The following is a 10,876-nucleotide window of genomic DNA, read 5'->3' as shown; positions in this document are numbered from 1 at the left end:
CTCCTCAGGGAGGATTTAATGAAATAGAGATCCTCCCTTGGTTCGCTCGTGATTAAGCGAAGGAGGTTCGAGGGGGGCGAAAAAGACGAATCGATTGCTCGAATGCGAGAACGACCGGCTTTGAAGATGGATAATAAAGAACGGATAGTCGGCTATAAATTCTGGCTACATACAAATCCCAGGATACGAAGAGAGTTAAATTACAAGGGCAATTAATGCAGACATGGTTCGATTTTTCATCGTGGCCAGGAGTGTGTTCCGCATACGGGCAATGCTCTTCCGCCACGCCTAAAGCTCCGCATACCGCCTCGTTATCGACTATCTTTTGATATCCGAAATTTGCGATAAACAGAAGTACAAATACTTTAAGTAAAAGTTTTGAAAGCCAATGACCGAGCATTCTGTGCGAGTTTCCCGCCTACAATGCAATAAGACTAAGCATCCGGGAGAATTCAATCAAATTCTTTATGAATAATATTTAGTGAAGAAAATGAGATAAAAATCAACTTTTAGAAAAACTGGAAGATGAAGAACGGACATTCATTCTGAAATCCAATCTCAAATCAATAAAGGATCTCAAAAGGAAATCTAATTTTATTTTAAGACTTTTAGAAGGCGCTGCTTCGTCCAACGAATCCACATTCGCTTCCGGAATGTAAAGAAGAATCTCCGGCTTCGGCTCAAAAATACGAATCTTGGTATCTTTCGATCTCATTCTCGAGTGCCGAGGCTACGGTTTTATCGACAGGAAAAAAAAGATTCGTTTCTATCGAACTCGCCCCCTTTTTCAAGATGCGCTTCCAGGTTCCGATAACTTGTCCATCCAGCAATATGATTGGATAAAAAAGGCCGTTGTTCGAGGCGACACGCGATTTGAATTGCACGGGTATACAAAAACTTCTATCCTCGTAACCCAAAAGGAATTCATCGAAACCGGGAAGAAGATAAATCCTTCGATTCAAAATATCTTTTTCAAATTCGAACGATGACGACCAATAATCCTGATTATTAATCCTAACTTTAGAAAGATCGGACTGAACTGCGGCAAGGCCTTTCTTAGCTTCGTTCAAAGCCAGTCCGGTCCACCAAATAAAATCCTGAATCGTAGCCGGACCATGGCCGGTAAAATACCGCTTCGCTAGCATACCCAATGCTTCTTCTCGATTCTGATCCTTTCGTTTTGGAATCCACTCTCCGAACAAAACAAACGATTCTTGCTTATCCTTCATCGGACCCTGGCAAATCAAACCGGTTAATGCCGCCTGGTATAAGAGATGGGAACCGCGAATTCCTTTCGTAGAAATCCCCTTATTCTCGAACTCGGCAAATAATTCCTTTCGAATCAATTGTTTCCCGTTTTGTAAAATCTTTGACAAAATTGCATTCGATTTTTTGAATATATCTGAATCTAATTCGAGCTTCCTATGCTGACTTGCAAGCCTCGGGATCATTCGTGGACCCAATAGAGACAGAATCGAATGGGCATCGTCCGCAAAAAGAAAGTGAAGCGTTCCTCTCAGCGACCATGTCCGAACGATTTTCTTTTTTAAAATCGCGGCTTCTATATCGGAGTCCTGAATTCCCGAGCCTCGTACGCGGATCGCCAATTTCGCTTGCATACGATCTTGCGCCTGCAATGCTCCCATCCACGCAGCTACATCCTCGACTTTTTTGAATCTTGTCCGGGAGATTTCCTGCCGATAGAGGCGATGCATGGAAATATTCATTCTAATTGTTTCCGGTTTTCGAATGTATCTCGTTCAAACTTTCGACTAAAATCGCGAGAGCAAATTTACTTCTGCTATTGCGGTTCTGATTTGCACACTTTTATACGTGTAATCGCTTGTTCGATATTTACGTTATCGTTATGTTCTATTATAAGCGGAAGATTCTAATGGAAACTTTAGGGATTTGACATGTCTTTGCGCAAATCCGACATGAGCCTTTTCCATAATTTCGGTCCCCCCGTTTCAAGAGTGCCTGCCGTCGCTCCGCTCTCTTTGGTCACAGGTAGGTTTTTACGACCCCATATGCCAATTTGCGCGAGAACCGGAAGAAGGTCAATGCCCATCGGCGTTAATCTATAAATCGCCTTCTGCTTGTGACTCGGGTCTTCCGTCTTAGATAGTATTCCGCCTTCGACGAGTTTACCCAATCGTTCGGCGAGGATATTCGATGAGATACCTTCTTGGGATTGTAGAAACTCTCTGAAATGGCGTTTTCCCGCAAACATTAGATCCCTAACGATCAAAAGACTCCACCTGTCTCCGAAAACCTCTAATGCGAGATTGATCGGACATAACGATTTTTGATAAACTGACATACCTTCCCCAAAAACTATTTGCATAATAGTCCCACCTACTCTATTATGCAACTGGTTTTATTTTGCAATCACTAATTAAAAACCCGATAAAAGAGTATTTTAGTAAAGGAAGCTTAGATGAGAAAAATTATATTACAGATGCAAATGTCCGTAGATGGATGCGTTTCCGCGGCGGATAGCAGTCTCGATTGGCAGATCTGGAATTGGGGCGACGACTGGAACTGGGATGATCGACTCAAAAAGGACTTCAATACGATCTTTGAATCCATCGACTGTATTCTATTAAGTCGCAAGATGATAGAACAAGGTTATCTAAACCATTGGGGAAATGCCGCTAGAAATTTTCCGGTTAATCCGCATTATGCGTTCGCTAAAAAGATAGTCGACGCGAATAAGGTGGTGCCGACCAATAAACTCAAAAATTCCAAATGGGATCGCACTGAAATCGTAAACGGCAATTTAATCGAAGAAGTCAGAGACTTAAAACTTCGGCCCGGAGGAAACATCATTACGTTCGGAGGCGTAAGCTTTGGCTCCTCTCTCGCGAAGGCAGGATTGATCGATGAATTTCAATTCTTTGTGAACCCAACTGTCGTGGGCCAGGGACTTTCATTATTCAATAATTTGAATGAATCTTTAAACCTCAAGTTGATACGATCCGTCGGATATGATTGTGGAATAGTCCTGAACAGATACGCACCGGAAACGTTATATCGGGACGATATTTAAGTGCCTCTCCGCTTTAGTTGCACGACGTTTTCGGTTACCTCAGGACTCGGGAAGATACGTTTTTGAACCTTCGACCCCTCCTCTAAAAAATAAACCGGACATTTAGTAAGTTTAGTGGGAAATCTTCGGCTAATTGTTCCGTTCGCAAAGCATATTAGGCACAATCGTACATTAATGATCGGATACATTTTCAACTCGACATAACTCGACCGAATAATCCAATCTTGACCACTTTATATATTCCAAGAAGAGGCATTTTCAAAATATTAAAAAAGGGCGTTTATTAGTAAATCGTCGAGTATTGATTCGGAATAATTATGATCGTTAAAAAGACTTTAAATTCACATATAAACCGCATAGGTTACTAGGTTAGCTGGAGAAAAGAATTCGATATCTTTTGCACACGATTCTAACCCGAAATGTCCGACGGCAAATTAACGAGATTCCGCAAATCGAGTCTATCTTGAGATGCTTGCGATCAAAGAAAAATTTTCTATACAGACCCTGTTCCGATTACAAACTTCTACATAGAAAAATCCGAAGATAACACCTTTGACAAATATGAAGAGAGTATCGGTTAGGTTTTTCTTCCATAGAACTTGCCTTGATAAAATCTGGCATTAATACCATGCGGCCGTTCCTCCCTATAACTTTACTTCTTTCTTTAGCGATTCTCGGCTGCTCCACCGCGGACTCGGATGTCGCTTATTCACCGAAAGCAGTTCTGGGAGTTTTGGATTTAAGGGGCTGGAATCCGGAAACTCATCCTTTAATTTCCTTAGACGGGGTTTGGGAATTTTCGGATGGACTGATTGATACGTATGATCACGATCCGAATCGAACTCGGGGATACTTAAGGGTTCCCGATTCCTGGAACCGTTTCCGTACCCTGGATAAAGAACATGGAGGAGAAGGTACCGGGACCTACGATCTTAAAATTCTATTGGATCGACCGATTCCGAACTTAGCCCTTCAGATCAACGACGTCTCGACTGCTTACCGTATTTTCGCAAACGGTAAACTATTATTGGAGAATGGGAAAGTAGGCCTCAGAAAAGAAGAGATGGTCCCCTCTTATAAACATCCGATCGTATTTCTACCGGAAGGGCCAACCGAACTAAGTATCAGATTTCAAGTTTCGAATTTTTATCATGTCACCGGTGGACTTAGAAAATCGATCCAAATCGGCAGAATACGATCGATCTTCGAATCCAAGAAGTCAGAAGCTTCGTTAGGCTGGCTTGTTTTCGGCTCTACCTTCCTCATGGGGCTTTATCATTTAATTCTTTATTTGATGAGAAGAATAGATCGCTCGGCGCTTTGGTTCGGGCTATTTTGCGTGGACGTAAGCGTGAGAACCTTCTTTACGGGTTCGGTATTCATATATGAAAGTCTTCCCGACGAATATTGGACTTACATTCATAAGGTGGATATTCTCAGCTTTATTATCGCGATTCCGCTCTTCTCTTATTTTTTAGGCAGCGTTTTCCCGAAAGAATTTCATCTGTATGCGCTTCGGGGAATATTTCTGATATCGTTACTATTTGCGGGAATCGTGATGATTCTGCCCTCCGCAAAGTATATGTGGTGGATACGGATCTTTCAGGCGATCGTAATTCTTCTAACTCCGTACCTTATTTACACAATGATCATGACTCTCTTGAGAAAAAGGGAAGGAGCTCTTTTATTTTTACTCGGAGGTTTCATTTTATTCCTGACGACATTCAACGATATCTTCACTCAAGCTCTCTGGATTAAATCCGGATACCTTGCGAACTGGGGATTACTCGCTTTCCTATTCTCCCAAACGACGATGCTTTCGATCCGATTCTCGAATGCCTTTGTCAGATTGGAAGAACTACAAAAGTCGTTAGAACTTAAAGTAGTGGAGAGAACGAAGGAATTGCGGGACGCAAAGAGAGTCGCGGAGGAAGCGAACGCCCTAAAGGACACGTTCATATCCCTCGTCACACACGATTTACGATCGCCATTGGCGAATATTATAGGCGTCTTGCAATTAATTCGAAGCGAATACGATTCGATGGATGATAGATCCATAATGGATTGGTTGGAGCGCATCGAAAAAATTTCCACACAATCTCTCGAAATGATCTCCACGCTGCTCGATTTAAATCGACTGCGATCAGGATCGTTTCCGTTGGATAATGTCCCGATCGATTTAAATCCGGAAATCGAGCAGGTGCTCAGCAAATTTTGGAGCCAAGCGAAATTTAAGAATATAACGATCGAAAACAAGATTCCGGAAAATGCAGAAATGGTAATGGATAAGACTTTATTGGCCGCCATTTTTGCGAATCTAGTTTCGAATGCTATCAAGTTCTGTAGAGACGGCGGACGAATCGAAATAGAATTCTCTCGAAAACCAGATTCGACGGAATTTATCGTACGCGATACGGGAGTCGGAATCCCCGAGGATATGATTCCACATTTATTTTCGACGGACTCTAAATCGACAAGATATGGAACCAGAAACGAAGTCGGAACCGGTTTGGGATTATCGTTAGTTTATAGCATCATTCAGGCGTATCACGGAAAAATTTCGGTTCAATCGGATCTAGAAATCGGGACTACCTTTACCTTTTCGATCCCTCAATCGTCATTGAACGCATAATAAATGTGGTTAAAATACGAAGACCCATTTCAAGAAAATTAATTCGTCTTACTTCCGGGAAAAGCTGGTCCAAAAAAAACGAAATGCAAGATTTGTTATATATGAACCTATTTATTCCGATTATCTTCGCACTTTTGTCCGGAATCGCAATGTCGATGCAACCAGGCATCAATTCCATATTGGGAAAAAGCGTTCAGAGTCCTTGGTTGGCCTCTACGATTTCATTTTTCGTGGGAACTCTCGCATTATTCTTATTTGTTTTATTCTTGGGGGAAACCAAATCAGCGTCTTTTCTTTCCGACGCGATTAGCAAAAGTCCCTGGTGGATTTGGACCGGAGGATTGTTGGGGGTACTCGTAGTAACCTCCGCGTTGGTCTTCGCCCCTAAGTTAGGAGCAACGAGTTGGATTGCCCTTTTTCTAGTCGGACAGGTCACCATGTCGGTCGTTCTGGAACGGTTCGGTATCCTAGGTTTTCCTGAAAAACCGATTTCTATCGCCAAAATCATCGGATTGAGTCTTTTGGTCTTAGGGGCCTGGCTCGTAAAGAAGGACAGTTAAGCGCTTTGTTTAACCGACTTCGCGTATTCTTGCACTCTTAAAAAGAATTCGGGATCCTCCAAAAATATCGAGAACTCGTCGAACTCCTTTCTGAAATTCGAATATAAATCTCCCATATAATAATTATTTGAAATACTCTTCAAGGTTTTCGTTAGTTTTAGATTCCATTGGGAAATTTTTGCAGCGACTTTCAAAGCGTATTCCGAAATATCCTCGCCCTCGAATATTTCGTCCACGATCCCCAAAGAAAGTAATTGAGACGATCGAATCGGATCACCTTTTAAAGTCAAAGCGAGGGCCTTCGACGGACCTACCTTTCGAGCCAAAGTAGTTAGGAGTGGAGGCGCGCCGAAGCGTATTTCCGGACGAAATAATAATGCTTTCTTTTCAGAAATGATGTAATCGCCGCAGAGAGCGAGATCAAAACCGCCCGCCGACGCGAAACCTTTTAAAATCGTAATTACCGGTTTGGGAAAACTATAAATCGCATAATGATATTCTAAAATTCTATGACGAAAGGATTCCAATCGGGTCTGAACCACTTCCTCCAAATCGTATCCGCTGGAAAAATTTCTACCTTCTGCCGCCAGAATAAGGGCTCTAATGTCATTTCTCCCGGCATTTGAATTGAATACGAACTCCAGCTCGTCCCGAATTCGAATGTTAAGCGCATTATTCTTTTCTGGACGATTCAAAGTTACTACGAGAATATTCTCCTTAGTTTCGACCTTTAAGCATTTTAATTCCATAGATTCCAAGCTCCTGCTAATTCACAATACAACGAGTGATTTAACGATCGTAGACGATTCTTTTTTCGATCGTTTGAGGACCAAATAATCGATTTGACGTAATATTAAGATCAAATCACTTATTGCCATATCGGCGCAAAAAGTCCACGCAAAGCAACGCAATATCGTCTTCCGCATTCCTGCCGTTTTGGAATTCGTGGAGATCGTATAATAGAGTTTCCAAGAATTCATCCGGAGAAAGATTCGTTTTCTTTAATAAAAGTTCGAATAGCCTTCCCTCCCCGTAAAACTGACCCAGGCGATTTTTAGCTTCCACGAGTCCGTCGGTATATAAAAACAATCTATCTTCGAATTGTAGTCGAATCGAGTCGGAGCAATATTTCCAGTGAGGCTCAACGCCTAGAAAAAAAGTGTTTTCGGTGATCAATTCGTAAATTCGATTTTCGTTTTTTCTCACGAGTAAGGAAGCCGGATGCCCTGCACTGGAATAAGACAGAATTCCTTCGGCATTCAAAATGCAGTAAAAGGCAGTTACGTACATTCCTTGGTTCTCCAACATTCCGCATAAGGATTCATTTACGATCTTCAAAAGGAGCGCCGGATCTTCCTGATCTCTATAATGATTACGAAAGGCCGCTTTTGTCATCATGGTCACCAGAGCTGCCGCAACTCCATGGCCGGAGACGTCGGCAATGAACAGACCGATCTTATCGTTTTCCAATTCTACAATGTCGTAAAAATCACCTCCGACCGTGTCAAGGGAGAGGTATCTCGCGGAAAGACGAAGAAGAGGAGATTCGAATTTTCTTAAATCCGGAAGAGTATCCCTTTGAAGACGACGGGCTAAAGTTAAGTCGACCGCTTGCATCGTGTGAAGGCGCTTCAGAATTCTCTTATTTTTTTTAGTTTGAACCAAATGTCTGGTTAACTGCTCCCCCATTTTTTTTACGCTATCCGAAGCTCTTACGAGCCAAAAATGGATGAACGCATATGAAGCCATGAATATCACGATTGCCGATATATGAGAATCGAAGTAGGTCCTCTTCCATAAGAACAATGGAAGAAGGAAGGAGAAGAAATATACGGCGTACCATAACGTTAAATAACGACTCTTTGCAAGACCTAATACAGGCAATTCGATCGCAATCACGAAGACGATCATCGCTGCAAAATAATCCGGAGCAAGGTAGGTAAAATAACCGTAAAATACCGGGAGAGGTAAGGAAAGATTCAACGCTCGATTTGCCCAAAGGACTGCGGACCAACGTCCCGTAACCATTTTAAAATTACAAAAAAGAGCCACGGAAATCGTATAAACGAAATTGAAAATTACGAGTATCGGATGCGGGGTCTCGACCGTTACGATAAAGTATCTCAAGATCACCCAAAATAAAGCTACACCGAAGGCCCCCTGAAAAAGAGATGAGGTAACCTCGCTGCGCAATGTCTTCCTAAGCTGATCTAAAAATGTCGGCATACGGCGACGCCAAGCAACCGATCGAACGGGAACCCGGAGGACAATTCGTTCGGGAAAAGGCCATACATCTTTGGTCGATTTTATGATTGGGTCAATCTAAAAATCGATCTTTGACCTACGGAAGAATTCTGAATAATGAGTCTCTTTTTGAGAGACCCATTATGAAAATCGATAACATAAAGACGTTTCTTATTTTGTCGAGTGGCGGCATATTCCGGTAAGAGGCAGAAATCTCATTTCAACCGTAGATGCGATTTCTGCCCTGAAAACTAAAGATGACGAAATTCCGCCGGCTGATTTCGCCAATTGTTATTTAGACCGTCCGAATACCAGAGCGGAGCCGCGATCAGTTCGGAAGGATCGATTGAATCTAGAGCGCTCAAATAAATACTCACAAAATCACCGCCGATTTCTTCGATGTGTCCTTTAGAAAAAGTTCTCACTCCGCAGTTCTTGCAGAATTGATGAGTAGTACTGTTAGTATTGAATCGATACGATCCGAGATTCTCCTCTCCGCTTAACAAACGAAAGGTGGAAGGCTTAATAATGGCCGACCAATTTCGAGTCTTTCTGCAAAATGAGCAATTGCATCGCCCCGTTCCCTGACTAAGATCGATATCCGCCTCGTATTTCACTGTTCCACAGTGACAACTTCCCTTGTATGTTTTGAGAGCCATTATTGTTTCCTTGTTAATCCGGAAATTACGATTTTCTCGGAATTCTAAACTCCGAAGTTCGATCGCTGATTATTCCTACCCATTAACTCTTCAAGTTTAACCGAAATATATGTCAGGATTTGTCATATTTAAAAAGTCGTAAAATGTGCTAAAGAAAAATATCCCTTCTACTGCCCCTAAAAAGAATGTTGACATACCGAAGGCAAAAAATTTCATAATAGTAGCTTTTAATTTATTCCTTTGAACCGATTGCAACTGCGCGAACAAAACGTTTACAAAAAATTCAGGTAGTTGCCTCTAAATTTTATGCTATTTAATTCAATTGAATTTTTAATCTTCCTCATCATCGTATTTATTCTTTACTACGCACCGTTTAGCTCTAAATATCAAATACAAATAATAATAGTTTCCAGCTTCATATTTTATTCATTCGGTTTTCCTATATTAGTATTTTTATTATTTTTCTCTGCGGCTATAAATGCCGGGACCAGCTACTTAATCACCTACGGCAAAGAATCAATTAGAAGGAAGGTAGCGATTTTAGGAGTATTGACGAATCTAGGCTTATTAATTTTCTTTAAATATAGCGGCCTATTGGCAAAAACCTTTTTTATCGACGAGAGTTCGTTAGGTAAGTTTCTAATTTCTATCCCCCTTCCTGTCGGAATCTCCTTCTTCACATTCCAGGGGATAAGCTTATTAATCGACGTATATTCTCAAAAGTATTTTTCTCGCCAGGAAGTCGTAGAAAGAACCTTCAAAAATCATCTTAGCAACGTAGTGTTCTTCATCTCCTTTTTCCCACAACTGGTCGCGGGCCCTATCGTAAAAGCTCATGATTTCCTTTATCAGATAGATAGAAAAAAATTCACATCGATTCGTTGGGAGGAAAGCTTCAAGGCAATTATTATCGGATATTTTTTGAAAACCGTAGTCGCGGACAATTTAAGACAGTTTACCTTTTGGATTCAATTTCCGTATTTTGATACAAAATCGACGTTCACTTTGCTAAGTTTACTGTTCGGTTATTCATTTCAAATATTTGCGGATTTTGCAGGATACTCGTCTATCGCAATCGGAATCTCTAAGCTTTTTGGCTATGATCTAAAAGTGAATTTCCTATTTCCTTATATCTCCACCTCCTTTAAGGAATTTTGGAAACGTTGGCATATTTCTCTATCATCGTTTTTAATGGAATACCTATATATTCCCTTAGGCGGTAATCGAAAGGGAAGCTGGAGGACTTACGCTAATCTTATGCTAACTATGTTTATTGGAGGATTATGGCACGGGGCTGCTTGGAGTTACGCCCTTTGGGGGTTAGTTCATGGAGCGGCTCTAACGATAGAAAGGGCACTCAAAATGGATTCTATTCGTGAAAATTGCAAAATATGTAGAGCATCTTACGGTTTTATGGTTTTCTTTTTCGTGACGTTCGCCTGGATCTTTTTTCAATTACCCGATATCAACGACGTTACAAGACTCTTCCAGGCATTATTACGTAATTGGTCCTTACCGAACAGTTATGATTTAATTGTCAGCATATTCGTCTATTCATCCCCGGTGATTTTATATCATGTGCATTATTTGATGCGAAGGAATGGGAATCAAATGTTCGAGAATTTTCAATTTATCGCTTTCGGCGCAATGATTTTTTTAATCGTCGTGAACCGCGGTTTTCCAGGCTCTTTTATTTATTTTCAATTTTAATGAAAAATAAAGTAATATA

11 protein-coding genes (1 of these 11 cut by a window edge) are annotated in these 10,876 nt (G+C 41.3%); 5 read left to right on the top strand and 6 right to left on the bottom strand.

Annotated features, from left to right (window positions below; genetic code table 11):
- Window positions 1-52: 52 nt before the first annotated feature.
- From LEP1GSC050_RS15345 to LEP1GSC050_RS15330, 3 genes are all read right to left on the bottom strand, one after another.
- Window positions 53-400, bottom strand: a complete 348-nt coding sequence (locus LEP1GSC050_RS15345; protein ID WP_010568623.1) for a hypothetical protein — start codon at window positions 398-400, stop codon at window positions 53-55.
- 280 nt (window positions 401-680) lie between these two features.
- Window positions 681-1,727, bottom strand: coding sequence for a winged helix DNA-binding domain-containing protein (locus LEP1GSC050_RS15335; RefSeq protein WP_010568621.1), 1,047 nt, complete (start codon window positions 1,725-1,727; stop codon window positions 681-683).
- Window positions 1,728-1,903: 176 nt separating this feature from the next.
- Window positions 1,904-2,347, bottom strand: a complete 444-nt coding sequence (locus LEP1GSC050_RS15330) for a winged helix-turn-helix transcriptional regulator (RefSeq protein ID WP_020987202.1) — start codon at window positions 2,345-2,347, stop codon at window positions 1,904-1,906.
- A gap of 93 nt (window positions 2,348-2,440) precedes the next feature.
- Here LEP1GSC050_RS15330 and LEP1GSC050_RS15325 point away from each other — a divergent pair, with 93 nt between their 5' ends.
- The 3 genes from LEP1GSC050_RS15325 (at window position 2,441) to LEP1GSC050_RS15315 (ending at window position 6,244) form a co-directional block, all read left to right on the top strand.
- Window positions 2,441-3,052 carry a dihydrofolate reductase family protein gene (locus tag LEP1GSC050_RS15325; protein ID WP_010568619.1) on the top strand — a complete coding sequence of 204 codons (612 nt, stop codon included), beginning with the start codon at window positions 2,441-2,443 and terminating at the stop codon, window positions 3,050-3,052.
- Window positions 3,053-3,680: 628 nt separating this feature from the next.
- Window positions 3,681-5,684: a sensor histidine kinase gene (locus tag LEP1GSC050_RS15320; protein WP_010568618.1), complete on the top strand. Its 2,004-nt coding sequence runs from the start codon at window positions 3,681-3,683 to the stop codon at window positions 5,682-5,684.
- Between the two features lie 101 nt (window positions 5,685-5,785).
- Entirely contained in the window at window positions 5,786-6,244 is a 459-nt protein-coding gene (locus LEP1GSC050_RS15315) for a DMT family transporter (protein ID WP_040911765.1), read from the top strand.
- Here the strand turns inward: LEP1GSC050_RS15315 and LEP1GSC050_RS15310 are convergent.
- From LEP1GSC050_RS15310 to LEP1GSC050_RS15300, 3 genes are all read right to left on the bottom strand, one after another.
- Window positions 6,241-6,993, bottom strand: a complete 753-nt coding sequence (locus LEP1GSC050_RS15310; RefSeq protein WP_010568616.1) for an enoyl-CoA hydratase/isomerase family protein — start codon at window positions 6,991-6,993, stop codon at window positions 6,241-6,243. The two genes, LEP1GSC050_RS15315 and LEP1GSC050_RS15310, sit on opposite strands and share 4 nt — an antisense overlap.
- A gap of 115 nt (window positions 6,994-7,108) precedes the next feature.
- On the bottom strand, window positions 7,109-8,470 hold the full coding sequence (locus tag LEP1GSC050_RS15305) for a PP2C family protein-serine/threonine phosphatase (RefSeq protein WP_020987387.1): 1,362 nt from the start codon (window positions 8,468-8,470) through the stop codon (window positions 7,109-7,111).
- 269 nt (window positions 8,471-8,739) lie between these two features.
- Window positions 8,740-9,147 carry a GFA family protein gene (locus LEP1GSC050_RS15300; protein WP_040911386.1) on the bottom strand — a complete coding sequence of 136 codons (408 nt, stop codon included), beginning with the start codon at window positions 9,145-9,147 and terminating at the stop codon, window positions 8,740-8,742.
- A gap of 306 nt (window positions 9,148-9,453) precedes the next feature.
- Here LEP1GSC050_RS15300 and LEP1GSC050_RS15295 point away from each other — a divergent pair, with 306 nt between their 5' ends.
- Together LEP1GSC050_RS15295 and LEP1GSC050_RS15290 are read left to right on the top strand one after the other, a co-directional pair.
- Entirely contained in the window at window positions 9,454-10,857 is a 1,404-nt protein-coding gene (locus LEP1GSC050_RS15295; RefSeq protein WP_010568613.1) for an MBOAT family O-acyltransferase, read from the top strand.
- Window positions 10,857-10,876 carry the 5' portion of a hypothetical protein gene (locus tag LEP1GSC050_RS15290; RefSeq protein WP_040911385.1) on the top strand. It continues 925 nt past the right edge of the window, so only the first 20 of its 945 coding nucleotides appear in the window; it begins with the start codon at window positions 10,857-10,859; the stop codon falls past the right edge of the window. The genes LEP1GSC050_RS15295 and LEP1GSC050_RS15290 overlap by 1 nt, the downstream gene beginning before the upstream one ends.

It is taken from the genome of Leptospira broomii serovar Hurstbridge str. 5399 (assembly GCF_000243715.2).
GTDB classification, from domain to species: Bacteria; Spirochaetota; Leptospiria; order Leptospirales; family Leptospiraceae; genus Leptospira_B; species Leptospira_B broomii.
The sequence above is the reverse complement of the archived record's forward strand: the minus strand, read 5'-3'. Positions and strand labels throughout refer to the sequence as shown.

Coding starts and splice junctions, on each gene's coding strand:
- LEP1GSC050_RS15315 (WP_040911765.1), top strand. CDS start 5,786: ATGAACCTATTTATTCCGATTATCTTCGCACTTTTGTCCGGAATCGCA.
- LEP1GSC050_RS15325 (WP_010568619.1), top strand. CDS start 2,441: ATGAGAAAAATTATATTACAGATGCAAATGTCCGTAGATGGATGCGTT.
- LEP1GSC050_RS15330 (WP_020987202.1), bottom strand. CDS start 2,347: ATGCAAATAGTTTTTGGGGAAGGTATGTCAGTTTATCAAAAATCGTTA.
- LEP1GSC050_RS15295 (WP_010568613.1), top strand. CDS start 9,454: ATGCTATTTAATTCAATTGAATTTTTAATCTTCCTCATCATCGTATTT.
- LEP1GSC050_RS15320 (WP_010568618.1), top strand. CDS start 3,681: ATGCGGCCGTTCCTCCCTATAACTTTACTTCTTTCTTTAGCGATTCTC.
- LEP1GSC050_RS15335 (WP_010568621.1), bottom strand. CDS start 1,727: ATGAATATTTCCATGCATCGCCTCTATCGGCAGGAAATCTCCCGGACA.
- LEP1GSC050_RS15310 (WP_010568616.1), bottom strand. CDS start 6,993: ATGGAATTAAAATGCTTAAAGGTCGAAACTAAGGAGAATATTCTCGTA.
- LEP1GSC050_RS15345 (WP_010568623.1), bottom strand. CDS start 400: ATGCTCGGTCATTGGCTTTCAAAACTTTTACTTAAAGTATTTGTACTT.
- LEP1GSC050_RS15300 (WP_040911386.1), bottom strand. CDS start 9,147: ATGGCTCTCAAAACATACAAGGGAAGTTGTCACTGTGGAACAGTGAAA.
- LEP1GSC050_RS15305 (WP_020987387.1), bottom strand. CDS start 8,470: ATGCCGACATTTTTAGATCAGCTTAGGAAGACATTGCGCAGCGAGGTT.